23 protein-coding genes are annotated in these 25,224 nt (G+C 42.9%); 6 read left to right on the top strand and 17 right to left on the bottom strand.

Annotated elements, in window-relative coordinates; translation table 11 throughout:
* Positions 1-22: 22 nt before the first annotated feature.
* From DMZ48_RS03330 to DMZ48_RS03390, 13 genes are all read right to left on the bottom strand, one after another.
* Positions 23-856, bottom strand: coding sequence for a hypothetical protein (locus DMZ48_RS03330; RefSeq protein WP_143953666.1), 834 nt, complete (start codon positions 854-856; stop codon positions 23-25).
* A gap of 160 nt (positions 857-1,016) precedes the next feature.
* Positions 1,017-2,270 carry an NAD(P)/FAD-dependent oxidoreductase gene (locus tag DMZ48_RS03335; protein ID WP_143953667.1) on the bottom strand — a complete coding sequence of 418 codons (1,254 nt, stop codon included), beginning with the start codon at positions 2,268-2,270 and terminating at the stop codon, positions 1,017-1,019.
* Positions 2,271-2,276: 6 nt separating this feature from the next.
* Positions 2,277-3,284 (bottom strand): 4-hydroxyproline epimerase, encoded by a 1,008-nt coding sequence (locus DMZ48_RS03340; RefSeq protein WP_143953668.1) that lies wholly within the window; start codon positions 3,282-3,284, stop codon positions 2,277-2,279.
* 7 nt (positions 3,285-3,291) lie between these two features.
* A complete protein-coding gene (locus tag DMZ48_RS03345) occupies positions 3,292-5,034 on the bottom strand; it encodes a DUF885 domain-containing protein (protein ID WP_143953669.1) in 1,743 nt (580 codons plus the stop codon).
* Positions 5,035-5,068: 34 nt separating this feature from the next.
* Positions 5,069-6,628 carry an aldehyde dehydrogenase (NADP(+)) gene (locus tag DMZ48_RS03350; protein ID WP_143953670.1) on the bottom strand — a complete coding sequence of 520 codons (1,560 nt, stop codon included), beginning with the start codon at positions 6,626-6,628 and terminating at the stop codon, positions 5,069-5,071.
* Positions 6,629-6,634: 6 nt separating this feature from the next.
* Complete coding sequence (locus DMZ48_RS03355) at positions 6,635-7,558, bottom strand: dihydrodipicolinate synthase family protein (protein ID WP_143953671.1); 924 nt, start codon at positions 7,556-7,558, stop codon at positions 6,635-6,637.
* A 510-nt stretch (positions 7,559-8,068) separates the two neighbouring features.
* Entirely contained in the window at positions 8,069-8,428 is a 360-nt protein-coding gene (locus DMZ48_RS03360) for an MmcQ/YjbR family DNA-binding protein (protein ID WP_143953672.1), read from the bottom strand.
* 47 nt (positions 8,429-8,475) lie between these two features.
* Positions 8,476-9,102 carry a DUF4230 domain-containing protein gene (locus tag DMZ48_RS03365; RefSeq protein ID WP_143953673.1) on the bottom strand — a complete coding sequence of 209 codons (627 nt, stop codon included), beginning with the start codon at positions 9,100-9,102 and terminating at the stop codon, positions 8,476-8,478.
* Positions 9,103-9,278: 176 nt separating this feature from the next.
* Positions 9,279-10,421, bottom strand: a complete 1,143-nt coding sequence (gene hemW / locus DMZ48_RS03370; protein WP_143953674.1) for a radical SAM family heme chaperone HemW — start codon at positions 10,419-10,421, stop codon at positions 9,279-9,281.
* A 15-nt stretch (positions 10,422-10,436) separates the two neighbouring features.
* Positions 10,437-11,072 (bottom strand): ligase-associated DNA damage response endonuclease PdeM, encoded by a 636-nt coding sequence (gene pdeM / locus DMZ48_RS03375; RefSeq protein WP_143953675.1) that lies wholly within the window; start codon positions 11,070-11,072, stop codon positions 10,437-10,439.
* Between the two features lie 3 nt (positions 11,073-11,075).
* Entirely contained in the window at positions 11,076-13,385 is a 2,310-nt protein-coding gene (locus DMZ48_RS03380; RefSeq protein WP_143953676.1) for an FdhF/YdeP family oxidoreductase, read from the bottom strand.
* Positions 13,386-13,499: 114 nt separating this feature from the next.
* The gene (locus DMZ48_RS03385) at positions 13,500-15,953 is read right to left on the bottom strand and encodes a ligase-associated DNA damage response DEXH box helicase (protein ID WP_143953677.1); all 2,454 of its coding nucleotides are present in this window, start codon (positions 15,951-15,953) and stop codon (positions 13,500-13,502) included.
* Between the two features lie 126 nt (positions 15,954-16,079).
* Entirely contained in the window at positions 16,080-16,532 is a 453-nt protein-coding gene (locus DMZ48_RS03390) for a ferritin-like domain-containing protein (RefSeq protein WP_143953678.1), read from the bottom strand.
* Positions 16,533-16,843: 311 nt separating this feature from the next.
* Between DMZ48_RS03390 and DMZ48_RS03395 the strand changes: the two genes are divergently transcribed.
* From DMZ48_RS03395 to DMZ48_RS03420, 6 genes are all read left to right on the top strand, one after another.
* On the top strand, positions 16,844-17,395 hold the full coding sequence (locus DMZ48_RS03395) for a 30S ribosomal protein S16 (RefSeq protein WP_143953679.1): 552 nt from the start codon (positions 16,844-16,846) through the stop codon (positions 17,393-17,395).
* An 8-nt stretch (positions 17,396-17,403) separates the two neighbouring features.
* On the top strand, positions 17,404-17,934 hold the full coding sequence (gene rimM, locus DMZ48_RS03400; RefSeq protein WP_143953680.1) for a ribosome maturation factor RimM: 531 nt from the start codon (positions 17,404-17,406) through the stop codon (positions 17,932-17,934).
* Positions 17,935-18,011: 77 nt separating this feature from the next.
* On the top strand, positions 18,012-18,671 hold the full coding sequence (locus DMZ48_RS03405; protein WP_242009093.1) for a tRNA1(Val) (adenine(37)-N6)-methyltransferase: 660 nt from the start codon (positions 18,012-18,014) through the stop codon (positions 18,669-18,671).
* Between the two features lie 307 nt (positions 18,672-18,978).
* A complete protein-coding gene (locus DMZ48_RS03410; RefSeq protein ID WP_143953682.1) occupies positions 18,979-20,721 on the top strand; it encodes a GMC oxidoreductase in 1,743 nt (580 codons plus the stop codon).
* A gap of 10 nt (positions 20,722-20,731) precedes the next feature.
* Positions 20,732-21,451 (top strand): gluconate 2-dehydrogenase subunit 3 family protein, encoded by a 720-nt coding sequence (locus tag DMZ48_RS03415; RefSeq protein WP_143953683.1) that lies wholly within the window; start codon positions 20,732-20,734, stop codon positions 21,449-21,451.
* Positions 21,452-21,505: 54 nt separating this feature from the next.
* Entirely contained in the window at positions 21,506-22,684 is a 1,179-nt protein-coding gene (locus DMZ48_RS03420; protein WP_143953684.1) for an acyl-CoA dehydrogenase family protein, read from the top strand.
* A gap of 62 nt (positions 22,685-22,746) precedes the next feature.
* Here the strand turns inward: DMZ48_RS03420 and DMZ48_RS03425 are convergent, their stop codons facing one another.
* From DMZ48_RS03425 to ygiD, 4 genes are all read right to left on the bottom strand, one after another.
* The gene (locus DMZ48_RS03425) at positions 22,747-23,094 is read right to left on the bottom strand and encodes a VOC family protein (protein WP_143953685.1); all 348 of its coding nucleotides are present in this window, start codon (positions 23,092-23,094) and stop codon (positions 22,747-22,749) included.
* Between the two features lie 11 nt (positions 23,095-23,105).
* Complete coding sequence (locus DMZ48_RS03430) at positions 23,106-23,570, bottom strand: hypothetical protein (RefSeq protein ID WP_143953686.1); 465 nt, start codon at positions 23,568-23,570, stop codon at positions 23,106-23,108.
* 134 nt (positions 23,571-23,704) lie between these two features.
* On the bottom strand, positions 23,705-24,175 hold the full coding sequence (locus tag DMZ48_RS03435) for a VOC family protein (protein WP_143953687.1): 471 nt from the start codon (positions 24,173-24,175) through the stop codon (positions 23,705-23,707).
* 209 nt (positions 24,176-24,384) lie between these two features.
* Positions 24,385-25,209 (bottom strand): 4,5-DOPA-extradiol-dioxygenase, encoded by an 825-nt coding sequence (ygiD, locus tag DMZ48_RS03440; protein WP_143953838.1) that lies wholly within the window; start codon positions 25,207-25,209, stop codon positions 24,385-24,387.
* Positions 25,210-25,224: the final 15 nt, after the last annotated feature.

Below are 25,224 nucleotides of genomic sequence, written 5' to 3' on the forward strand. Positions count from 1 at the left end.
AACTTAAAATTGCTTTCAGGCTTTATTGGGAATTAGCCATGCTTACTTTGGTGAGTTCAGGAACCTGTGTATAGATGTAATCACGATGTTTTCCGGTAAAATATTTACCCATGGCTTCTCCCATTTTTTTGCGTTCTGCTTCATCCGGATATTTGGCTTCAAACATTTTGTCGAGGTCTTCTCCAAAGTTGTCCAGATCATCCATTGAGTCGAATAGATACGCTTCAACAAATTCTCTGCTGTCTGCACCCCATCGGTGACGGTGAGGATAAAAGGCTTTAATTTTACCGGCTTCTTTGATAGCATCGGTAAAGGAAGTATACATATCCATAAACTCTTTTTCAGATCCTTCTTCAGGATAGGCCATTTCGTGTATCTGTACATACAGAATCTGCGGATCTGTTGGTTTTTGTGGTAGCATCTTTGCTCCGGGTAACATGGAGTAAATCTCGTCACTATGATCGACACTGTAATATTTAGCGAGTTTTTCAAAGAATGCTTTTCTCTGGGTCTCGTCTGGCCAGGCAGCTTTGATGAGTTCAGAATTTCTGGCATCTGCTTTTTCGATATCTTCCCAGGTTCTGTACACATTTACAAAGACGATCTCTGTATTGTCGGGAGTGTATCTGTGCGTATATACGGCACCTCCCATGATCAATTCATTCTTATCAATGACATTTTCCTGAAATTGTTTCTCCATACTGAGCCATTCATCGCGGTCGAAATCTTTCAGATCCATATTCCAGTGTCGGGTGGTCACGGTAATAAAGGGTTCGTTTTCCTGAGCAGTTGTTTCGGTAGTTAGAAAAGAGGTGAAAATAAGGAGCAGGGCAGCTAATTTGATCGTGATTTTCATAATCCGGGTTTTTAGTTAGTATTTATTGAATGTAAAGTTGTTCTTAACTAAAAAATCTGGAGCTCGTTACGTTAGGGGAAAGAAAATCTGGGTAGTGACCCGGGGAAAGTCACTACCTAAGATACAAATTAAATAACTAATTGAAAAACAATTATTTACATTAGCTGAATTTTCGGTCAGGATCGAAGGCATCGATGGCCATGGAAGTTTTGGTTCCGTCGATCACCTCGGTGATAAGTTTACCTGTTGCCGGTCCGAGACTCCATCCCATCATAGCATGCCCAGTACCGATCACACAGTTCTTTAACGCAGCGGTTCGGCCTATGAAAGGCAGCCCGTCGGGTGATACCGGTCTGAGTCCGCATTGCGCCTTTTCCAGTTCACTTTCCTGGAATTCCATTTTTGTGTAGAATGATTTCGCTGCATCGGCAATGGCATTCACTCTTTCTTTTCGTATGACATGGTTCAAACCAGAGAATTCCATAGTTCCAGCGAATCTGGTATACCCGTCCATCGGGGTGATTGCGATCTTGGCTTCATGAAGGATTGCCGGGATTGTGATTCCGGTTGGGCGTTTTACATCGATACGATATCCTTTTCCGGGTTGTACCTTTAAATTAACACCGAGCTTTTTAAGTAAAAGTGGCGACCAGGAGCCGGAAGCGATTACAAATTCGTCAGCCTCGATCTTTCCGGAGGAAGTCGTAATACTCTTAATGATCCCGTTGGTATAGTCGATATCAGTTACCTCAGTATTCTTAAGGATCTCAACACCACTGGCTTTGAGATAGTCATATAATTTTGCCATGATCTGCATCGGTGTTGAATGTCCGTCACAACGGTAATAGGCAGCACCCATTGCATCGATAGCGGCGTCTGGCTGCAATGCCTGAAGCTCACTTTGGGAAAGAACGACAACATCAAGCCCTTCCTTTTTAGCAATCTCGGCTACTTCGATCTCACTTTCTGCACCTTTTTCTGTTTTATAGGCCATAAGCAATCCACTTCTTTCATAGTGGAATTTACCCAAATCCTCTGATCGTTGTAATTCTTCGAAAAGATCCCGACTCAGAATGTTGAAATCTTTGAGTACCGGAGTAGCTTTTTTAACTTTGGCCTCCGTGGAAGAGCGATGGAAACTCCAGGCCCATTTAAAGAATTCTGTATCCCATTGTGGTTTCATGTAGAACGGACTGGATGAATTGAACATCCATTTGATCCCTTTCGAGATCATTCCCGGAGCTGCAAGCGGGATAAAATGGCTAGGAGTTACATAACCTGCATTCACATACGAGGCACCACTGTCGAAGTTGCTTTTATCAACAACGGTTACTTGATGTCCCGATTTATGTAAATAATATGCGGAGGAAAGACCGATGATTCCTCCACCAATGATAACGACTTTCTTTTTCATATGACCTTAAATTACCTGGAAGCCTTCCGCATAGGGGTCTTCCTGATCAATAATAATTTGATTGTATCCGGTGATCCTCGCCCATCCCTGAATTCCCGGGATGATAGCGGGTTTATCCATAACATTTGTTTCCTTTTCGATCGTTCCGATGAATTTACTTCCGATATAACTTTCATGTATAAATTCATCACCTGGTTTTAGGAGTCCCTTAGCATACCATTGCGCCATTCTGGCTGAGGTTCCTGTGCCGCATGGTGACCGATCAATGGCTTTATCGCCATAAAATACGGCATTTCTTGCGGTGGATTCAGGGTCTATGGTCTCTCCTGTCCATAAAATATGAGATACATTTCTAATGGTGTCGTTCATAGGATGAATGAACTGACCCGGGTATACTTCATTGATCTTGTTTCTCAATTCCTGACTGAATTGTATCAGTTGTGCCGCGGAATACGCCTGTACCCCTTCGAAGTTTTCCTGCGGATCTACAATCGCATAAAAATTTCCTCCATAAGCAACATCAAAGGTCAATTCACCGAGGAATGAACTTTCTATCTTCATTTCCGAAGCTGCAAGATAGGAAGGAACATTGGTTATTTTTACCCAAGCCACCCGTTCTTTTTCCATACCGTACTCAGCGATGACCAAACCTGCCGGTACTTCGAGTCTCACAACTCCCGGTGTTTTTGGATCGATCAGACCTTCTTCAATGGCAACGGTGATGGTGCCTATGGTTCCATGTCCACACATCGGTAGACATCCGCTTGTTTCTATAAAAAGGATACCACAATCATTTTCGGGATCTGTTGGTGGATATAGCATGCTTCCACTCATCATATCGTGGCCGCGTGGTTCATACATCAGCCCTTTTCTTATCCAGTCATATTCTTTCATGAAATGCTGGCGTTTTTCACTCATGTTCGCTCCGGTTAGATTCGGAGCTCCTCCTGATACTACCCTTACCGGATTCCCGCAGGTATGGGCGTCAATACAAAAAAATGATTTTTTTTTCATTCACAAACTAAGTGGTTGAACGCTCATCGAGCGTTTTTGCGATATATTCGTTAACGCGTCTTTCCAGTATCGGCAGGGTTACGGTCCCCTGTTCCAGAATAATTTCGTGAAATTCTCTGATATTGAAATCCTGACCAAGTGCTTTCTCGGCCTTTCTTCTTAATTCTCTTATTTTAAGTTCTCCGATCTTATAAGATATCGCCTGTCCCGGCCAACCTATATATCGGTCTGTTTCCGTGTTCACCTCATGGATGGAAAGTGCGGTATTGGAAGCGAGATATGTTACGGCTTCCTGACGCGTCCAACCCATTGCGTGAATTCCGGTATCCACTACCAGACGGCATGCACGCCACATCTCATAGGTGAGCTGTCCGAACTTTTCGTAGGGTGTTTCATAAATTCCCATTTCGTCAGCCAGATATTCGGTATATAATGCCCAGCCTTCTCCATAGGCGGAAAGATAATATTGTTTTCTGAATTCCGGAATACTGTCACCTAATTCCTGATTTAGGGAACCCTGAATATGATGTCCCGGAACGGCCTCATGAGCGGTTAGGGCAGGTAGGATATACAAGGGTCTGCTATCGAGTTTATAGGTATTGACCAAATAATATCCCGGTTCAGTATTACTGGATGACCCAGAATATCGCCCTCCGGTATATTTCGGAGCTAACGCATCAGGAACTTTGATCACTCCATAAGGTTTTCTCGGCAAGGTCTTGAAGAACTTCGGGAGCTGAGCGTCGATCTTCTTTGCAATATTACGCGCTTCCTTGAGCAGGTTGTCACCGGTTGTTGCATAGAACTGTTTATCCGTTCTCAGAAATTGAAGAAATTCTTCGAAGGTTCCTTTAAACCCTATCTCATCGATGATCATGTCCATTTCTTTGCGAATGCGTGCCACTTCTTTCAATCCTAAATTATGGATATCTTCAGCGGTATATTCATCAGTCGTGGTATAAAAATTTATCCGGTTCTGATAGAATTCTTTTCCTCCGGGGGTAGAGGAAACACCGATTTCTTCCCGGGCATTTGGATAATATTCTTCCTCAAAGAATTTTTTAATCCTTTTAAAGGAAGGTATCACACTTTTCGTGATCGCCTCTTCTGCAGCATTAAGAATGGAATCCTTCTGATCTTCGGTCAGATTCGACGGTAGGTCCTTAAAGGGTCCGAAGAAAAAGTTTGATTCAGCGTCTCCTGTGATATGAAGATCGTAGGAGTTCTCGTAACCTTTGAAGATCGCCTTCGGTTGTGCGATACCTTCTTTTATTCCAAGGCGCAGCATATCGATCTGCTGTTCGGTAAAATGTGGAATATCATTCAAAACATCCAGATAATGTCTCGCATCCTGATAGCTGAGCAATGCATGAACCTGATAATTCAGGTCGAGATGGAATCCCTGATCAGCCTGAATGGTATTGTGATGCATTTTGAAATTATAGGCATCGATCCGATCCTGAAGCTTAAATTTCAGCAACTCCAACGATATCTGTTCGGTTTCGCTTAGTTGTTCAGCATCTATGGTCTTTAAGACCGTGATCTGTTTCTGGGCAAAATCGGATTCTTTCTTTCTCAACGAATCTTCAAATCTTCCCAGTGGGTGTTCACTTCGATCGTAGGAACGAAATTCATCAACGGTCTGAATGACCTCATTCAGACGTTCGGAATTACTTTTAAAAGTAGTATTTCCGCAGGAAGAAAGGAACATACCCAGTGAAAGAACGGTATAGCCCAGCAAGCGTTTCATAGGTTGGTGTTTTGATGGCATTCCGGATATAAATTTAATTCATCTTTCGCTGAATTTGCAACGGATTTTCATCTTTTAATGCGTCGGGTAAAGCTTCTTGTGGCCAGTTCTGAAAAGAAACAGGTCGCACCCATCTTTTGATGGCTGACAGCCCGACAGACGTAAATCTACTATCGGTAGTTGCCGGAAATGGCCCACCATGATTCATCGACTCACAAACCTCAACTCCGGTAGGGAGACTGTTGAAGTTCAAGCGGCCAACCTTCGATTCGAGAGCTTTAACCTGAGGAGCGAACGTGTTGAGTTCTGCCGGATTACCCAGTACTGAACCGGTAAGTTGCCCCTCAAGAGCTTCGATCACGGTTTTCATCTCGGCTGCATTTTCACAGGCAACCAGTAATGAAAAAGGTCCGAATACTTCAGTTTGCAAGGAATGGTCGCTAAGAAAATCTGAAGCGTTTATAGTATAGAGTCCTACTTCACCAAAATTCGCTTTCGTTTCTGAGGAACTAGCTGCAAGCAGCTTTACATGTTCGTGTCCGGCTATTGTCGATTTACCATCTTTAAATGAATTCCAGATCGCCGGATGCAACATGCATTGCGATTGCTGCGCTGATATAGCTTCAGTTAATGCAGCGGAAAAATCATCCCAACCTTCACCTTTGATCCCGATCAGTAGTCCTGGGTTCGTGCAGAACTGTCCTGCGCCGAGATTTACGGATCCTGCTATTTGACCTGCCCAGTTCTCCGGAGTAGGATCTCCGATTACTGAAGGCAGCAATAAAACCGGATTTATACTTCCCATTTCTGCAAATACAGGAATCGGTTCTTCGCGATTAGCTGCTAGTTTATAGAGTGCCATACCCCCACGGAAACTTCCGGTGAACCCTACGGCTTTAATGCCCGGATGCATTACCAGCGCTTCTCCGACGGTATGGTCTTTACTGTTAAGATTTGAAAAGACACCATCAGGCATTCCGGTAGCTTTGGCTGCGGAAGCGATGGCTCCTGATACAAGACCTGCAGTAGCGGCATGCATCGGGTGGCTTTTAACCACTACCGGGCATCCGGCTGCGAGGGCACTTGCAGTATCGCCACCTGCGGTTGAGAAAGCAAATGGGAAATTACTTGCTCCGAAAACCGCTACGGGTCCCATAGGAACCAGCATCTTTCTCAGATCCGGTTTTGGCATAGGTTTTCGATCCGGGTTTCCTTTGTCGATAATCGCTTCAACCCACGATCCTTCGCGTTGTTGTGCGGCAAATGCCTTGAGTTGTCCTATGGTTCGTCCGCGTTCTCCTTCCGCTCTTCCACGGGGTAATCCGGATTCTGCCATATAGGTTTCGATGAGTTCCTCACCGATAGCTTCGATCGCTTCTGCAATGGCTTCCAGGAATTTGGCTTTTTCTTCGCCTGTCCTGGTACTAAAATCAGCAAAGGCTGTGATCGCTTTGGATACAGCCTCGTCTACTTCTGTGGTAGTTGCTTCGATAATTTCCCATTCATTTTCGCGGTCTGCAACGGGATTGTAGGTTTTAAATACTTTCCCTTCTTGCGCACTCTTCTTAAATCCAATCTGGTTAACTATCTGCATATTATTTTATTTTGCAATTAAATTCTGATATTCCGGTAATTCCGGCCGGATTGCCATGGCATCTGAAATTACTTTTTCAACTTTTGCCAATTCTTCTCCTTCCAGTAATAATCTGGGTGCTCTAACATATTTAGTACCGATACCTGTGGCTACTTCAGCAAGTTTGATATTTTGTACGAGTTGCGGACTGATATCCAGTTCGAGCAGTGGTAGGAACCAGCGATAGATACTGATCGCTTCTTCTAATCTACCCGCTTTAGCAAGTTCATAGATCGCAACGGTTTCACGCGGATACGCACAAACAAGTCCTGCAACCCAACCTTCAGCACCGAGTAACATGCTTTCCAGGGCAAGGGTGTCTACTCCACAAAGAGTTTTTAATCTGTCACCGAAACGATTTTTAATTCTCGTTACATTTGAAATGTCCCGGGTTGATTCCTTTACAGCCTGAATGTTGTCTTCTTTCAAAAGTTCTTCGAACATGTCAAGAGTTACTTCGATCTTATAATCAACAGGGTTGTTATAGATCATAATAGGCAGTGATACGCTTTGAGCGATCGTCTTAAAATAAGCGACGGTCTCTCTGTCGGTTGCTTTGTAGCGCATCGGCGGTAGAAGCATGAGCCCGTTAGCACCGGCTTTTTCAATTTTTTGAGCTATTCTAACCGCTTCAGAGGTACTTTGTTCCGCAATGTTTACGATGACAGGTACATTTCCTTTGGTTTGATTCAGCGCATTTTCAATAAGCTGGAATTTTTCATCTTCAGTAAGTGTACTGGCTTCTCCAAGTGTTCCTCCCAGAATTATTCCGTGTACTCCAGCCTCCAGCTGAGCTTGTATATTTTTATTGAACATCTCCAAATCCAAACGGTCATCGGAGGTAAATTTGGTGGTTACAGCTGGCATAACGCCCTTCCAATCGATATTCATATGCGAACTTTTTAATTTATTACAAATGTATTTCTACTTTGCAGAGGATGATTAACAAAAATTATCTTATTTCAATACTATGTTACCATAGTAAAACGAAGATGTGCAATATCTTAAATAATATCTGCAAATAGAACGGTTTTTATAACAAATATTAGCCTTGATGAAGTTGAATGTCGATTTGATAAATGAACAGTATTAATATCTGTTTAGAGGGGGTAGTAGCATGTAATTTAGCAAACGTGTAAATATCAGCGGTGTAAGAAGATTGATAGCGTCGGGGTTCGTTGAAGGCGGATTTGGTTAATTTTTTACTATTGTTGCCGGGTTAAAACTTTTCGCCTGCTGAGCACTAAATAGTGATTATACCACTCTCGTAACCGCGATGCCTGCGGCGGTGGTTATCCTGGTACTGGCACGCTATGACGCTTAATGACCCATGGTGAAAGTGTTCGTTCCAGGCTCAGGATTTTTGGAGCAAAGCAGGCTCATTTGCAGCTGACGCTTTGTTTATTCGATTTGTTGGCGAAGTCTTTTCGGGAGTTTCTGAACAACGAGTCGGTAGGATTGATCGATGAGGTCGAAGATTAGGTGGTCTGGTACATCCTTTCCTATTTCAACGGTATTCCAATGAGTTTTGTTCATATGGTAACCCGGATAGATTCCCTGATATTCGTCGCGTAATTCATCATTACGATCCGGATTGCATTTTAAATTTACGGAAGGCTCACCGGCTTCCCATTTATCAAGTGGAGTGAGGGCAAACATTTTACCCTTAACCTTGAAAACCAAAGTGTCTTCGTCAAATGGAAATTCTTCTGTGACACCTTTTTTTCCAATGCAGTAACTCCTGATATCATCAATATTCATGTTGGCGGTAGTATTAATGATTATAATATAGTATGCTACAAAGTCTGTTATTTGTCTTTTAACAGGGGCTTTTCTGCGGTTTCGATCTTCAAAGCAGAATAATCCAGTTTCCAACCAATTGCCTGCACCATATTCTCGATCATCAGGATAGCGTCCAACGCTTCTTTTTTGGCGTTGTCCATCAGCCCGCTTTCGGGAATTTTTGTAAGGATATGTTCCTTGGCTTCCTGATGCAATGCGGAAAGGTCGTCGGTTTTGAACCAGTTAAATAGACCTTCTTTGATGTCGTAATATTTGACATCGGGTTCAATACTGATCACTTCCGGCTGAGGGAAAGTCGACATTATTATCTTTTTACGATCACTGTCGGCTCTTATCTCCATCTTTTTTAGATCGAATCCGATGTGAACCTTGGCATTGATCACGATCAGTGCTTTTTTCTTGCTGCTGATCAGACGTAAAAAGCGTTCCTTGACATTTTCGTATTGGTATATTTCGGCAAATTCACCTTCAACAGTAACTAATTTACAAACATTTCTGACTTTTTCCAACAATATAACGGACTGGTGTTCAGTGGAGTCCTTTTTCCTTTTCTTCAAAAGTATCCCAAAAAGCCAGTACATTCCTAAAGCTCCGAGAAGTAGACCGATAACAATTTCTAAGATGTCATTCATAATAAATCAATTCCGGCAATGCATGTTATGTCATAAATTACAGAAGTCGGTACATCATGGCTAAAATGCCGGAGCCTCCGTTACTCAAATATAAGATATAATTGTTTTAATAAGATGATTTTGAAGGTGAAGTCGTATTTAATAAGTTGATAAATAAGATGTTAAAAATATTTGTTTTAGTTGATGAAGAAAAGCGAAGAGGCGATCCCGTCTGCCAAAAACCTGCCTTTGGAGGTGGTTCTTAATACTGATCTACCTTCGATTTCCTGAAGTTCAAGTAAGCCGTTTTCCAGCTGTGAACTCGATTCTTTTTTGAGGTATTCCAGGTATTCAACACCATAATCTTTTTTGATCCGTTCAAGGTCTACTCCCCAGATCGTACGTAAACCGGTCATTATATATTCGTTATAACGGTCAATAACGGTGAGTACTTCACTTTCTGAGGGCAACTCGTCATTCAATAATTTTTTGATATAAACAGGATTACTGGCGATATTCCAACTTCTGCGCGTTCCGTCATAACTGTGAGCAGAAGGTCCGAAACCACCATATTTTTTCCCAAGCCAGTATCCTGTATTCGCCTTGCTGAAGAATCCGGGTTTGCCAAAATTGGAGAGTTCGTAATGAATATAGCCGGCGGTATTCAGCTTGTCAGTAAGGATCCTGAACTGACGTTCGGCCTGTTCTTCATCAACGGGGGAAACAGCACCTCTTTCTATGAATTTTTCCAGGGCGGTTTTGGGTTCAACAGTTAGTGCATAGCTCGAAATATGCGGCACCCCATACCCCAGTGCCAATTCTATGTTTCTGATCCAGTCCAGATCAGACAGGCCGGGAGTTCCGTAGATCAGATCGATGGTTACATTCTCAAAATGCTTAGTGGCGAGCTCAATAGCGTATTGAGCCTCTCCGGCATCATGGGAACGATTCATCAATTTGAGATCCCGGTCAAAGAATGATTGAATACCCATACTTAAACGGTTAACTCCGGCATTTTTAAGATCCAGATATTTTTGTTCGGTTTTGAGGTCGTCCGGATTTGCTTCGAGGGTGATCTCAGGTTCTTTTGAAACATGATAGAAGCTGTGCACCTGTTCTAAGATTTGGTTCAGCTCTCCGGTGTCCAGAATACTAGGAGTTCCTCCTCCGAAATAAATGGTTTCCACCTTTTCAGTACGCCAATCTTTACTGCGAAGTTCCAATTCTTTTAAGAGTGCGGTGATAAAAGGTTGCTTTTTCGAAAGGGATGTCGAAAAGTGAAAATCACAATAATGACAAGCCTGCCTGCAAAAAGGAATATGGATATAAATACCAGCCATGATGCAAAGGTATCACTAACTAACGAGAATCACCTCGTCGGGGGTAATTGCAAACACCTGATCATTCTTCCCGGGCTTTATGGTAAAATTGCCGGTGAATTCACCGAAAGATGGTAATATTAATCGCCTCGTTTCCTGGAAAAAACAGGCGAGTTTAAGAGTCTGACGTGCCGGTCCCTTTAGACGGATGCCCGGGTGAATATGACCGCAGATATTAAATTTTTCTTTATGTTCTTCAGGATGATGTGTTAAATAAAAGTTCCGGATACTTAAACTTTCTAATACTTTCATTTTCATCAATTCAAAATGTTCTGCCGGGAGGATGTCGTGATTCCCTTTTATTAATATCAGCTTTCTGTTACAGGTTTCGGCCCATTTTTTAAAGGCCTCCCATTCATGATTGAACTCGCTGTGAAACAGATCTCCTAGAAAACAGATGGTAGCGGCCTTAAAGGTTTGGCACAGACCTTCCAGTCGATTAAGCGAAGTTTGATTTATTTTGTCTGGAACTGCCATACCATTCTTTCTGAAATGTGCAGCTTTTCCCAAATGTACATCTGCGATCAGTAGCATATTTTCCTCTTCCCAGAAGACACCTCCTGATGTATGAAATTGAAAATGTTCACCTTGTATGCTATGTGCTTTGGTCATAGGTCAGGGCATTGCTTTTAGCACTCTCACCCGAATCGATTTGCTGATCGGAGTGTTGCTTTTATCTGCAAAATGATTGTAGGGTACGAGAATGTTGGTTTCCGGAAAGTAGGATGCAAGGTTCCCCTTCGGGATGGAATAGGGCACTACCAGAAATCCCAATGCTGTTCGGGTTTCTCCGTCATAGGTGCTGGTGAGATCGACTTTTTCTCCAGTTGTCAGTTTATGCTCCTTCATATCCTCCGGGTTCATGAAGACTACCCTTCTTTCCTGATGAATACCCCGGTAGCGGTCGTTGAGGCCGTAAATGGTCGTGTTGAACTGGTCATGTGAACGAATGGTCATCATCAGAAATTCATCTTGCTCAAGATCATGTACAGGGAGTTCACAATTGGTGAATCGTGCTTTTCCATCCGGTAGTTTTGAAAAATCAAGCTCTCTGACATTATTTGGCAGGTAATATCCTCCTTTTTCACTTTTCGTACTTACATCGCGAAAACCGTCTATAACATCACCTAACTTTTGTCTTAGCAGGTTGTAGTCCTTGCCCAGGAGATTCCATTCGATCTTATTCGCATACTTATTTCCAAAGACTGAATTTGCAATACCAGCAATGATCTCCGGTTCGCTGTGCAGGTCATCGGAGGCAGGTGGAAGAAGACCTTTGGTCCTGTGAACTTTACCCATGCTGTTTTCAACGGTGAGAAAACGCTGTTCGCCATCCTTAAAATCTTTTTCTGATCTTCCGAGAGTTGGCAGTATGAGAGCGGTTTCGCCTGGAACCAGGTGTGACCGATTGAGTTTGGTGCTGATATGAACAGTGAGCTTACAGTTTTGAAGGGCTTCCGCCGTATAGGTGGTATCTGAAGCGGCAGAGACAAAATTCCCTCCAAGTGCTATGAATACCTTCGCCTTTTTCCGGTGCATCGCTTCTATGGCATGAACAACATCGTACCCCTCCTTTTCCGGAGGATCGAACCCAAAAACGGATTTTAAAGAGGCATTGAATTTAGGGATCACATAGTGCATGATGCCTACGGAACGATCTCCCTGTACATTGCTATGTCCTCTGACAGGGCAGGTTCCTGCACCGGGCTTACCCAGGCTGCCTTTCATCAGTAAAAGATTTACACATTCCTTGATGTTCTCGACACCGTTTTTATGTTGGGTGAGACCCATGGCCCAGCATATGATGATGCGTTCCTTTTTTGCGAGTAATTCTGTTGCCTCATCGACTAAAGACGCTGCAACGCCACAATTTTCCAAAAGGTCGGCTTCTTCATACCTTTCAAGATCGGAAACCATAGCCTCAAATCCAGTGGTATAAGTTTCAATAAATTTTTGGTCGATAACCTCAGGGTTAACTTTTGCCTTTTTTAGCAACTTTTTAATTATAAGTTTCAAAAGCGGTACGTCCTGATTGATCTTAACAGGAAGGTGAATGTCCGTAAGCTTAACCCCGGAAAAGAGCATGCCGTTTACTTCCTGTGGATTTTTAAATCGTACCAGTCCGGCTTCCTCCAGAGGGTTGATACTTATGATGTGTCCGCCATTTCTTTTGCACTTTTCAAGGGCAGATAGCATTCTGGGATGATTTGTACCTGGATTTTGACCGATGACCATGATCACATCGGCTTTGTCAAAATCTTCAAGTTTAACCGATCCCTTTCCAATACCTAAAGTCTCGCTGAGTGCCACTCCGCTGGATTCATGACACATATTGGAGCAGTCTGGTAAATTATTGGTACCGAAGGCTCTCGCGAACAATCCATACAAAAATGCTGCTTCATTGCTAGATCTTCCGGAGGTATAGAAAACTGCTTCGTCCGGATCATCGAGTTCATTGAGGGTGTTTCCGATGGTTTCGAATGCTTCTTTCCAGGAAAGAGGAGTATAGTGATCGCTGTCTGGATGCAGAATAAAAGGTTGCGTGATCCTGCCGCTTTTTCCAATATGAAAATCGGACCAGCGGGAGAGTTCTTCCACACTATGTTTGCGAAAGAAATCGGCGTCTACCCTTTTGGTGGTGGCTTCCTCTGCAAGCGCCTTAGCGCCATTTTCACAGTATTCCCCAAGCTTAGACCGATGCTCAGGATCAGGCCATGCACAACCGGGGCAGTCGAAACCGTCTTTCTGGTTCATATGAGCCAGGGTTCCTAACGCCCGGAATATGCCCATTTCTTTCATGCCGTGTTCCATGGCTACGGTCACAGCTTTGAATCCTGCCGCATAATCTGAGGGCTCGGTGATCTTAATTCCGGTGAAATCCAGGTTGCCGGTAAGCGATATGTCTCTTTTTTTACGCGTTTTCATGAAGCGAATTTTGGCGGTTCATTGTGATGACCGATGGGTTCATCAGCGGGTAACACATCCATAGAGAGTAATTACTGAATCAGGATGATTTAGACAAAATTAGTGGAAATTAACCTACTTGCCGAATTGAATCTGCATTTTACGAATTCTGTCTGCCAGTTTTTCGGAGGATAATTTTTCGCGTAAGCGATCTGTGATTACCGGGAAGGAGAAGGGCGTGGGTTTTGAGCAGTGCTTCCAAACCAGTTTTTGTCCGGAGATTCTTTCCAGAGCTTTTTGTAGTCTTCCTTCCTCCAGGGAGTATTCAAAAGTTTCGCGGTATGCCTGTAGGTAAAGGAGGTTGTTGTCTTCATAGTCTCTGAAAACATCAAAGAGTAATTGAGTACTGCTTTGCAGATGCTTGCTTTTCAATTGTTTTTCGGGAAACCCCTGGAATACGAGTCCGGCAATGACGGCAATATCACGGAACTTTCTTCTGGACATTTCAGTGGCATTGAGGCTCGATTCCAAATCGCTGTGCACATATTGGTTGGAGAAAAGTTCATTATCGATAATCTCCTGTACATCGACTTCCTGATCGGATAGTAATTCAAATCCGTAATCATTGAAAGCAATGGAAAAGCTGATGGGTTTCAGCAGGCTTATCCTGTAGGCAAGAAGACTTGCCATAGCCTCGTGAACAAAACGACCTTCGAACGGGTAGCAGAGCAGGTGATAGCCTTCTCTGGTTTGAAAGGTTTCGATCAGAAATTCTTCGTCTCCCGGAATTATGGATTCTTTCTGTTGTTGCTCAAAAACAGGTTTAAGTGCTTTGAGTTCCTGGGTATCTTCCTCATTTTTGGCGACCAGATATAATTCTCTCCTGAGGAGTTCGCTCATTTGAGAAGAAAAGCTCATCCTGCCTCCGAGCCAGCTCGGTATCTTACTGCTTTTAGCAGTTGAGCGTTTTACAAGAACCTCCATATCCTTGATCTTATAAAGTTCCAGATTCCTGCCGGCGAAGGTGAACACATCTCCAGGTTTCAACCGGGAGATAAACCATTCTTCGATCATGCCTATATGTCCCCCTTTCATATAACGAACTTTAAGCATTGCGTCACTGACAATGGTTCCGATCGATAATCGGTGGCGCATGGCGATCTTTCTGCTGGTGACCCGATAGCGACCTTCTTCATCGATAATAACTTTATGGTATTCGTCATAACTGCGCAAAGACTGACTTCCCAGCGTGATAAAGTTTAATATCCATTGCCATTCATCATCGGTAAGATCTCTGTAGCAATAGGTATGGCGTATCTCAGCGAGCACTACTTCAGGCTTGAAACCATCGGAAACAGCAAGTGTGATGAGGTATTGTATCAATACATCATAGCAAAGTAGGTAGGGTATTCTTTTCTCCGTTTTGCCACTGTTAACCGCTTTTTTAAGGGCAGAAGCCTCCACTAGCTCCATGGCATGAGTGGGCAGGAAATAGATAATGCTTTCTTCTCCCGGACGGTGTTTACTACGTCCGGCTCTTTGCACGAATCTGGCAACGCCTTTAGGGCCGCCGATTTGAATAATCGTTTCCACAGGTGCGAAATCAACACCGAGGTCCAGGCTTGAGGTACAGATAACGGCCTTTAACCTTTCTGAGCGAATCGCTTCTTCGACCCATATCCGGGATGCCTTGTCAATACTTCCGTGGTGCATTGCGATTTCTCCTGCCAGATCCGGACAAGCAGAAAGAATTGACTGATACCAGATTTCGCATTGCGAGCGGGTATTGGTAAATACCAAAGTGGTCTTACTGTTCTGAATTACCGGAATGATTTGTTCTAAAAGGTGCAGTCCCAGGTGACCTCTCCATGGAAATCTTTCCATTGTTTCCGGTAATAGTGAATGGACATGTATTTGTTTTTTTAGTGCGGCACGGATCAATATGGAATTATTGAATTCTGCAGTTCCGGGTCCGAGTAATACTTCTCTGGCCTGTTTCAGATTACCGATGGTGGCTGAGATTCCCCAGATGCAAACCTCGTCACCGAGTTTTCTGATTCGGGAAAGCGCCAGTTCGGTTTGAACCCCTCTTTTAGAACCGAGAAGTTCATGCCATTCATCAACAACCACTGCATTGCAGTCTTTGAAGGTGTTTTTGTATCCTTTGGAAGATAGCAGTAAATGAAGGCTCTCAGGGGTTGTGATCAGTAGGTCAGGCATTTTTCTTTTTTGTGCGGCTCTTTCTTTCTGGCTACTGTCACCTGTTCTGATCCCTACCGTAAGGCCGGTACCAAACTCTGAATTGAATCGATCTACCGCCTGTAGTATTTCATGAGAAAGTGCCCGAAGCGGAGTGATCCAAATGGCTTTAAGTCCTCCTGCAGGTTTTTTGTTTCCAGTTTTAAGTAAGTTCATCAACGCTATCCCGATCCATAGCGCATAGGTCTTTCCACTTCCGGTGGGAGCGTTTAACAGACCATTCTTTCCGGAAAGAACTGCATGCCAGCATTCTGTTTGAAAGGAGTGAGGTTTCCAATTTTGTGAGCTGAACCATTCTTCGGCCTTTTCCAGCAGTGATTCCCGGGTCATGGAAAGTGTTTGAATTTTAGATCTGAAATTAATTAATTTTTATGACCTGAACAGTAGGGTTCTGAATTTAAAAATTGTGTAGGAGCGATAAAAAAAAGCCGTCGTACGACGGCTTTTGAATTCGGATCAGGATACGCTTTCTTCGTATACCATGGCACGATTTATCGCTTTTTGAATAGCGTTTCGGTGCTGGGTAAGAAGCGCGATAGTGGTTGGGGGGAGTGTCGCCTGATCTTTTAGGAAATTATCATATTCTTCCATACTTTCTTTTTCATATTTCAGGCATTCTTTCAGAACGGCTTCTTCCTTGTTTCCGGAAAGGAGGGTTTTGATATTGGTCCAAAACCGCTGGGTATCTCCTTTTAATGTTCCGCTTTCTTCCGGGATCTCACCGTAACTCAGGATTTCTCTTCTTAAGTCTCGCGCAAAATCACTCCGGCGATCGGCGGTTTGTTTAAAGAACATTTTTATCTCAGTATTATCTACCTTGTTCATTGCCTGCAAGTATCCTTTTTCACTATCATAAGTTTTTTCCAGTAGTGTATTCAGACGTTCCGACATTTTTTCAGTAAACTTCATAATTAAGGTGTTTAACGGTTATTCGATCATCGTCTTTCGATAATTCTATGTTCAAACTAAGGTTATGCTAGGGGAATTTCAAGAATAAGCGACTCTTTATCATGAATTTAACCTCAATTGTTAAGGCCTGTTAAACCTTCATAATAATATAAGCACCTGCCTTTAAAGCGGTGAAATCCAGTGTAGAGGTTGAAATTGCTTCTGTTTCAGTAAAATAAAAATAGAGTTGGTATGTTAAAATCGGAAAATAACTTATATTTGCACCCTCAAAATTAATAATAGGGGTCGAGAACCCCGCTAATTAATGTATTATGCCAGTAAAAATCAGATTACAAAGACACGGTAAGAAAGGAAAACCTTTCTACTGGGTTGTTGCTGCGGATGCCCGCGCAAAAAGAGATGGTAAATTCCTTGAAAAGATTGGAACTTACAATCCAAACACTAACCCTGCACAGATCGATCTAGATGTAGACAGTGCTGTACAGTGGTTGAAAAATGGTGCACAACCAACAGATACTGCAAGAAGAATCCTTTCTTATAAAGGTGTTCTCTTAAAGCATCATTTACTTGGTGGTGTTGCTAAAGGTGCGTTAACCGAAGAAGAAGCTCTGAAGAAATTCGATGCCTGGGTTGAAGAAAAAACCGGAAAGGTAGATGCTAAGAAAGAGGGTCTTGCTAAAGCAGATGCTGACGCTAAGGCAAAAGCTCTTGAGGCTGAGAAGGAAATCAACGAGAAACGTAAAGCTGCTGCTCAGGAAGCTGATGCTGAAGAGGCTGCAGAGGAAACTGTTGCTGAAACTGAAGAGGCAACTGCTGAAGCTCCTGCAGAGGAAGCAGAAGACAATAAAGAGGCTGAAGCTTAATTTTTTTTATGAGAAAAGAAGATTGCTTCTATCTCGGTAAAATTGTAAAGAAATACAGCTTTAAGGGTGAGGTGCTGGTTAAACTGGATACTGATGAACCCGAACTCTACGAAAATCTGGAATCAGTGTTTATTGCCTTGGGCAATAACCTGGTTCCTTTTTTTATAGATACCTCTTCGCTGCATAAATCTTCTTTACTAAGGCTTAAACTCGAGGATGTAGATTCCGAGGCTGATGCCGACGCCTTATTACAATCAGAACTTTATCTGCCGCTTGAAATGCTTCCTGAGCTCAAAGGTGATCAATTCTATTATCATGAAGTGATCGGGTTTGAAATGGAAGATGTCAATTATGGTAAAGTAGGTATTATTAAAGGGATCAATGATGCTGCTTCTCAGCCTTTGTTCGAAGTCGAAAGTGAAGGAAAAGAAATTCTGATTCCACTCAATGATGAACTTATCATCAAGGTCGATCGAAAAGCAAAGAAGATTTTAGTAGAGACTCCTGAAGGACTTATAGATCTGTATCTGGGATCCTGATAATTTGAAAAACTCTGAGAATGGGTTTAAAACCTTTCCAATTTAAACAATTTACGATCAAACAGGATCGCTGTGCTATGAAAGTCGGTACCGATGGGGTGCTGCTGGGCGCATGGGCTGATCTCTCGTTTGAGCCTCTGAGTATTTTGGATATTGGAGCAGGAACGGGTCTGGTCTCACTAATGATGGCTCAGCGTTGTGGTGCGGAGCTGATCGACGCTCTTGAGATCGATCCTAATGCCTATGAGCAGTGCGTAGAGAATTTTGAGGCTTCTGACTGGGGTGACAGACTTTTCTGTTACCATGCCGGATTCGATGAATTTGTGATGGAGATGGATGAGCCTTATGATCTGATAATTTCAAACCCACCATTCTATGCCGAGAATGTAAGTGCTTCCGATAAGGTACGAGATCTTGCCCGGGCTAATGCCTCACTACCCTTTCCTTTATTGATAGGAGGTGCTGCCCGATTGCTTACCGAAGCAGGTAGATTGAATATCATCATTCCTTTTAAGGAGGAAGAAAACATTACAGGACTTGCTTCTCAATGCGGACTCTTCCCTTCCCGTATTTGTCGCGTAAAGGGAAATCCCGAGGCTCCGGTTAAAAGAAGTCTGATGGAATTTTCTTTTGTGGATAAAACACCGGTGTATACGTCTTTGATTATCGAAGAAGAACGCCATGAATTTACCGAAGACTATATCTCTCTAACAAAGGATTTCTACCTAAAGATGTGATGGGGTTACTCCTGAATCACTAATAGTTGATACCCGTTTTTAACTGCAACATGGTCGGTACTTCTACATTGCCGATATGCTCTGGCTATGCCGGAGGAAAAAAATTCTTTAAATAAGTTATAGGATGCATTGGGGTTTCAGGTGTTCTGAGCATCTTATAGTCCCTGTATTTAATGAGGTTTCGAGGGTAAATCTTATTTAGTTTCATTATTAATTTTCAATATCTTTTTCCTTTTATTTTAATATATCTTTAAAAATCCTATTTTTATTTGCGTATAAATCAAAAATCAACCTGATAACTTAAAGTATGTCCTTTCAGATAAAAAAGACCTCAAAAGTTTACGATGTATGTATCGTGGGCTCCGGAGCCGGAGGAGGAATGGCTGCTAAGGTATTGGCTGAAGCAGGCTTCAGCATTGCCTTAATGGAAGCCGGACCCAACTTTGATCCGGCGAATCCAGAACAACAAACTCAATTTAAATGGCCCTATGAATCACCTCGAAGAGGTGCCGGCACCACCCGTGCATTCGGTGATTTCGATATGGCATATGGAGGCTGGGATATCGATGGAGAACCTTATACTACCAAAGATGGTACTAAGTTCGACTGGTTTCGTTCCCGTATGCTGGGAGGGAGAACCAATCACTGGGGCAGAATTTCTCTTCGATTTGGTCCGCTGGATTTCAAAAGAAAGGATCATGATGGTAAAGGAGATAACTGGCCAATAGGTTATGAGGATGTCAAACCCTATTATGACAAAGTAGATAAGCTGATAGGAGTGTTCGGAACCAAGGAGAATTTGCCGAACGAACCCAACGGATTTTTTCTGCCACCTCCAAAACCCCGTCTCCATGAGATGTATCTTAAAAAGCATGGAGAGAAGATGGGGTTGCCAGTGATTCCGGCAAGGTTATCCATTCTTACAAAGCGTATCGATAATCGTCGCGGTGCTTGTTTTTATTGTAGCCAGTGTTCGCGTTCCTGTAGTATCTATGGAGATTTTTCTTCCTCCTCGGTTTTGGTTAAACCGGCATTGGAGTATGAGAATATCGATCTTTATGTTAATGCGATGGTTCGTGAAGTACTAACCGATGAGAGTGGTAAAGCTTCCGGAGTGGCATTCGTTAATAAGGCCGATATGAAAGATTATGAGATCAAGGCTAAGGTTGTGATACTCGCTGCCAGTGCCTGTGGTTCTGCAAGAATTCTGCTGAACTCAAAATCTTCCAAATATCCTAACGGACTTGCGAATTCGAGTGGTGTAGTGGGGCGTTATCTGCATGATTCCACCGGATCTTCAAGAATGGCGCTTATACCTTCACTCATGGATCGTAAGCGATATAATGAAGATGGAGTTGGTGGAATGCACCTGTATGTACCATGGTGGCAAAATGATACTAAGAATCTCGGGTTTTCCCGTGGATATCATATAGAGTTCTGGGGAGGTATGGGAATGCCATCCTATGGAACCGGAATGGGTATGGAGCATCTGAATGGTCTTGTACCGGGAGCTGATGGTCAAATGAAAAGAGCCGGAGGGTTTGGTGCCGGACTTAAAAATGATGTACGTCGTTTTTATGGGGCAACCGTTGGTATGTCCGGAAGAGGAGAGAGTATTCCACAATTCAATAACTATTGTGAGATCGATCCGAACGTGGTAGATAAATTCGGTATTCCAGTCTTGCGTTTCCATTACAAATGGACAGATGATGAGGTTAAACAAGCTAAGCATATGCAGGATACCTTTGAAGAGTTGCTGACCAATATGGGCGGTATTTTTCTGGGGGATAAGCCCGGTGCGGATACTGATTACGGACTCGAAGCACCTGGTAGGATTATACATGAAGTGGGTACTACCCGTATGGGAGATGATCCGAAGACTTCAGTAGTAAACAGGTTTAACCAGGCCCATGATGTTCCAAACCTTTTTGTGGTGGATGGGGGGCCTTTTGTGTCACAGGCAGACAAAAATCCGACCTGGACCATTCTGGCTTTAGCCTGGAGAGCTTCCGATTACCTTATCGATGAAATGAAAAAAATGAATATTTAAAGATCTGATCATGGACAGAAGAAAAAGTTTAAAAGCAATGTTCGCCGGTACGGTAACGTCCGGATTTATGTTTACATCCTGCCTGACCGATACTGAGAAATCGGCTGAGACTACAACTCCTGTTGCCGGTGATTCTGAAGAAGCTTCCGGTTATGGAAGAACTCCGGAAGAAGCTGCTCGTGATAAGGATCTGATGAGTACCACCTTCTTTAATGAGCATGAAATGATTACGCTGGCTATCGTTGCCGATATTATTATTCCGGCAGATGAAACTTCAGGGTCGGCTACCGATGCTAAAGTGCCTGAATTCATTGAGTTCATCGTAAAAGATATGCCGCACTATCAAACTCCCGTTCGCGGAGGACTCCGATGGCTTGACTATGAAAGCAAGAAGCGTTTTTCAACAGAGTTCAAAGAAGCCAGTGAAGAACAAAGACTGGAGATCATCGAGGATATTGCCTACCCGGAAGAGGTGAAACCTGAACTTGAACAGGGTGCACGATCCTTTGCAACGATCCGAAATCTGGTATGTACCGGTTTCTTTACCAGTGAGATTGGTATTAAGGATATCGGATATATGGGGAATGTTCCCAATGTCTGGGATGGTGTGCCGGATGATGTATTAAAAGCGCATGGAGTAGCCTATGATGAAAGGATCCTTAGTGAAAGTATAAAACCTGAAGAGCGAAATGAAGTGGCTAACTGGGATAATTATAATCCGGAAGGTTAACCGGTATGAAAGTTTGGAGCCCCTTATGGCCTTTAACGGTCAATTTTATGACATATGAAAAAAGATAATTTTGAATCCCCTGATTATTATAATATCGATGATCTGCTTACTGAAGAGCAGTTGCTGGTAAGGGATGCAACAAGACAATGGGTAAAACGTGACCTGAGTCCGATCATCGAAGACTATGCCCAAAAGGCAGAATTTCCAAGACAGTTATTGAACGGACTCGCTGAGATCGGGGCTTTTGGACCTTATATTCCAGAGGATTATGGCGGCGCAGGTCTCGATCAGATAAGCTACGGACTCATCATGCAGGAGATCGAGCGTGGTGATAGTGGCATTCGATCCACCGCTTCCGTACAATCTTCTCTGGTGATGTATCCGATCTTTGCGTATGGTAGTGAAGAACAAAAACGAAAGTTTCTGCCAAAACTTGCCAGCGGAGAGTTGATCGGATGTTTCGGACTTACCGAACCTGATCATGGATCGAACCCGGGCGGAATGGATACAAAGTTCTCTGATGAAGGAGACCACTATCTTCTCAATGGAGCCAAACTTTGGATCTCAAATGCACCTTTTGCTGATATCGCAGTGGTTTGGGCTAAGAACGAGGAAGGTAGAATTCACGGACTTATCGTGGAGCGAGGGATGGAAGGATTTTCGACTCCGGAAACCCATAATAAATGGTCGCTCAGGGCTTCAGCTACGGGTGAATTGATCTTTGCGGATGTTAAAGTGCCGAAAGGTAATCTTTTACCTGGAAAAAGTGGACTCGGAGCTCCTTTAGGATGTCTTGATTCTGCACGATACGGTATTGCCTGGGGTGTGATCGGGGCTGCGATGGATTGCTATCATACGGCTTTGAAGTATGCCGGAGAACGTATGCAATTCGGTAAACCGATCGCCTCGTTTCAATTGCAACAGAAAAAATTGGCTGAAATGGTTACTGAGATCACAAAAGCCCAATTACTTGCTTTCCGTCTCGGACAATTGCGAAATGAAGGTAAGGCTACTTCTGCCCAGATTTCAATGGCTAAGCGCAATAACGTCGATATGGCGTTGAAAATCGCACGCGAAGCACGTCAGGTGTTAGGCGCAATGGGAATTACAGGAGAGTACAGTATTATGCGTCATATGATGAATCTGGAAAGTGTAATCACCTACGAAGGAACACATGATATTCACCTGCTGATTACCGGAGCAGATATCACAGGAATACAGGCCTTTAAATAATGATGTTAGTGATAATAGTGTTCATGGTTATATATGTACACTATTGTCACTACTATAAACTATTAGTGGTCACTCCAGATCGCTAATTCGTTTCCCGAAGGATCGTGGAAATGAAACCTGCGTCCTCCCGGGAAGGAGAATATTTCTTTGGCGATGGTTCCGCCACTTTCTTTAACTTTTTCGAGCATACCTTCAAGATCGTCATGGTATAGTACAACCAGTGCACCATGGGTAATGATCTCATCCGTTCTCATGAATCCACCTTCGATCCCACTGTTCGCAAATGCGGTATAATCTGGACCGTAATCGGTAAAAGACCAGTCAAATGCTTTCGTATAAAAAGCTTTTATTTTTATTAAGTCTCTTGCTTTGAACTCAATGTAGTTTATGTGTGAATTTACAGCTGGCATGTTTGCTTAATTTATTCGATTATAATTTTATTACGTACCCCGATATAGGTGCGTTTATCAAAATTGAAATCCACATATTGTGCGCCTCCGGCTTCACCCCGAACCTCGATGGATGATCTTCCGATTTCCATGTCATTCTTGTTATAGGCCTTAGCAATAAGTTCTCCTTTAAAATCCTTATCGAAGATCAGATAAAGGGTTAGCAAATTATTTTCACCGCCATCGGTTCTGTTTTCTATGGAAAATGCTCCGGTTTGCAAACCTTCAGACTTAAGAACTTCCGATAGTTCGATCTTGCATTCAAGGGTTTTATTCACTCCTTTAGTCACCCCTTCAAAGAATTCCGTTGCAGTCTGTCCGACCACTTCACCCCCTTTATTGATAGACTCTTTGGTGTCTTTTGAAAATTGATCACAAGAGACATTTAAACCAAGAAAGATAAGACTTGTACCTATTATGGAAAATATCGATTTCATTATTAATGAAAATTAGTCAGGATATTAAAAGTACAAAAATTGAACGTATGAATGATGAATTAAAGGGTATTTGACAGGGGGCGATCCGTGAACTAACCTATACATTTTATCCTCTATCTCTGCCTTACTCTGTTTTAGGATTTCGTGCCGGAATTTTCAATACTATTCATTTCGATCCAGTAACCGTCAGGATCCTGAAAATACACCTGTCGGGCGCCGTCGGCCCTGATCTGAATCTTTCCTTTAGTTCCTGGCCAGTCGGAGTATTCGATATTAAATGATTTTAACTTTTGAAGAAATGCATCAAAATCTGAAGTTGATAAGGCAAAATGTACCGCTCTGTTGGTGATCACTTTTCCTTTTAGTGTTGAGATGAGGTGGAGCTCTTTTTCTTCACCAAAAGAGAACCATCGTATGCCTTCCACTTCTGTTCTGTTGGTGATCTCTTTCAGGTTTAGAATCTTCTTATAGAAGTTTGCAGCCTGGTTCACATCAGTAACCGATAATGCGATATGATTCAGGTTGGTCGTGTAATCAGCGGTGTTTTGTGCCTTGGAGCTACCCAGAATAAAGAGAAAAAGTATAATGGATATTATTTTCGCCATTTTAATTCGATTTTAATTGAAAAAGGAAATTGTACAGCGAAAATGACCGCTTTACCTTTATGGTTAAAGATAAGGAAAGCGATCGAAATACAGATCAGTTTTAATAAGGGGATCTTAGGAAACAAGGGTTTAGGGGGGGGAACCTTAAAATCCATGCAATCCCCTTTCAGGAAAATTTATCAATCAATCATCATAGCGCAGGTAATCTCTCATGCAATTTGAAGCGATAACATGCTTATTGAGCCACCTACAGTTGTATCGTTGAACAACTCAGCCTCTTCATTTTTTCCTTGTAATGCTAATGCATATAGCAATGGTAAATAATGTTCTGGTGTTGGAATTGAAAGCTGAAGGCTTCTTCCCAGGTTCGAATAATCGATCAGGGATTTATGATCGCCGTTCAGGATAAGACTTCTGATCTTATCATTCGCTTCCATTGCCCAGTCCCATCCGAAGGGTTCATTCAGTTGTTGCCAGGCAACTTTTCTTAGATTATGAACCACATTGCCACTTCCGATGATCAGGACGCCTTTGTTGCGTAATCCTGCCAGTTGTTGTGCCAATTCATAATGGTATTTAACCGGTTTTGTATAATCCAGACTTAGCTGAACTACAGGGATATCCGCATTAGGATACATATGTTTTATAACACTCCAAGCTCCATGATCAAGCCCCCAATGGTCATCTGCTTCCACAGGGGCTTTTGTGATCAATTTAATAGTCTCAGCAGCTAATTGAGGGCTGCCTGGAGCAGGATATTCCACATCAAACAAGGCTTGGGGGAAACCTCCAAAGTCGTGGATTGTTCTCGGGTGATTCATGGCTGTAACCTTTGTCCCTCTGGTTTCCCAGTGTGCCGAGATACATAATATCGCTTTTGGTTTCCTTAACTCCTTCCCTCGTTTTCTGAATTGAGAAACGAATTCGTTTTCCTCTATGGCATTCATCGGACTTCCATGTCCCAGAAAGAGGACCGGCATCTTGTCCGTTTCAGGTAGGTCCTGTTGAAATTTGTAGAGCGAGTTTAGGTTCATCGTGTTTCCGGCAAA

It is taken from the genome of Robertkochia solimangrovi, from assembly GCF_007279655.1.
Taxonomy (GTDB): Bacteria; Bacteroidota; Bacteroidia; order Flavobacteriales; family Flavobacteriaceae; genus Robertkochia; species Robertkochia solimangrovi.

What these genes read in the sequence shown, in the direction of transcription:
- DMZ48_RS03330 (WP_143953666.1), bottom strand. Translation starts at nt 856, where the DNA reads ATGAAAATCACGATCAAATTAGCTGCCCTGCTCCTTATTTTCACCTCT.
- DMZ48_RS03335 (WP_143953667.1), bottom strand. Translation starts at nt 2,270, where the DNA reads ATGAAAAAGAAAGTCGTTATCATTGGTGGAGGAATCATCGGTCTTTCC.
- DMZ48_RS03340 (WP_143953668.1), bottom strand. Translation starts at nt 3,284, where the DNA reads ATGAAAAAAAAATCATTTTTTTGTATTGACGCCCATACCTGCGGGAAT.
- DMZ48_RS03345 (WP_143953669.1), bottom strand. Translation starts at nt 5,034, where the DNA reads ATGAAACGCTTGCTGGGCTATACCGTTCTTTCACTGGGTATGTTCCTT.
- DMZ48_RS03350 (WP_143953670.1), bottom strand. Translation starts at nt 6,628, where the DNA reads ATGCAGATAGTTAACCAGATTGGATTTAAGAAGAGTGCGCAAGAAGGG.
- DMZ48_RS03355 (WP_143953671.1), bottom strand. Translation starts at nt 7,558, where the DNA reads ATGAATATCGATTGGAAGGGCGTTATGCCAGCTGTAACCACCAAATTT.
- DMZ48_RS03360 (WP_143953672.1), bottom strand. Translation starts at nt 8,428, where the DNA reads ATGAATATTGATGATATCAGGAGTTACTGCATTGGAAAAAAAGGTGTC.
- DMZ48_RS03365 (WP_143953673.1), bottom strand. Translation starts at nt 9,102, where the DNA reads ATGAATGACATCTTAGAAATTGTTATCGGTCTACTTCTCGGAGCTTTA.
- hemW (WP_143953674.1), bottom strand. Translation starts at nt 10,421, where the DNA reads ATGGCTGGTATTTATATCCATATTCCTTTTTGCAGGCAGGCTTGTCAT.
- pdeM (WP_143953675.1), bottom strand. Translation starts at nt 11,072, where the DNA reads ATGACCAAAGCACATAGCATACAAGGTGAACATTTTCAATTTCATACA.
- DMZ48_RS03380 (WP_143953676.1), bottom strand. Translation starts at nt 13,385, where the DNA reads ATGAAAACGCGTAAAAAAAGAGACATATCGCTTACCGGCAACCTGGAT.
- DMZ48_RS03385 (WP_143953677.1), bottom strand. Translation starts at nt 15,953, where the DNA reads ATGACCCGGGAATCACTGCTGGAAAAGGCCGAAGAATGGTTCAGCTCA.
- DMZ48_RS03390 (WP_143953678.1), bottom strand. Translation starts at nt 16,532, where the DNA reads ATGAAGTTTACTGAAAAAATGTCGGAACGTCTGAATACACTACTGGAA.
- DMZ48_RS03395 (WP_143953679.1), top strand. Translation starts at nt 16,844, where the DNA reads ATGCCAGTAAAAATCAGATTACAAAGACACGGTAAGAAAGGAAAACCT.
- rimM (WP_143953680.1), top strand. Translation starts at nt 17,404, where the DNA reads ATGAGAAAAGAAGATTGCTTCTATCTCGGTAAAATTGTAAAGAAATAC.
- DMZ48_RS03405 (WP_242009093.1), top strand. Translation starts at nt 18,012, where the DNA reads ATGAAAGTCGGTACCGATGGGGTGCTGCTGGGCGCATGGGCTGATCTC.
- DMZ48_RS03410 (WP_143953682.1), top strand. Translation starts at nt 18,979, where the DNA reads ATGTCCTTTCAGATAAAAAAGACCTCAAAAGTTTACGATGTATGTATC.
- DMZ48_RS03415 (WP_143953683.1), top strand. Translation starts at nt 20,732, where the DNA reads ATGGACAGAAGAAAAAGTTTAAAAGCAATGTTCGCCGGTACGGTAACG.
- DMZ48_RS03420 (WP_143953684.1), top strand. Translation starts at nt 21,506, where the DNA reads ATGAAAAAAGATAATTTTGAATCCCCTGATTATTATAATATCGATGAT.
- DMZ48_RS03425 (WP_143953685.1), bottom strand. Translation starts at nt 23,094, where the DNA reads ATGCCAGCTGTAAATTCACACATAAACTACATTGAGTTCAAAGCAAGA.
- DMZ48_RS03430 (WP_143953686.1), bottom strand. Translation starts at nt 23,570, where the DNA reads ATGAAATCGATATTTTCCATAATAGGTACAAGTCTTATCTTTCTTGGT.
- DMZ48_RS03435 (WP_143953687.1), bottom strand. Translation starts at nt 24,175, where the DNA reads ATGGCGAAAATAATATCCATTATACTTTTTCTCTTTATTCTGGGTAGC.
- ygiD (WP_143953838.1), bottom strand. Translation starts at nt 25,209, where the DNA reads ATGAACCTAAACTCGCTCTACAAATTTCAACAGGACCTACCTGAAACG.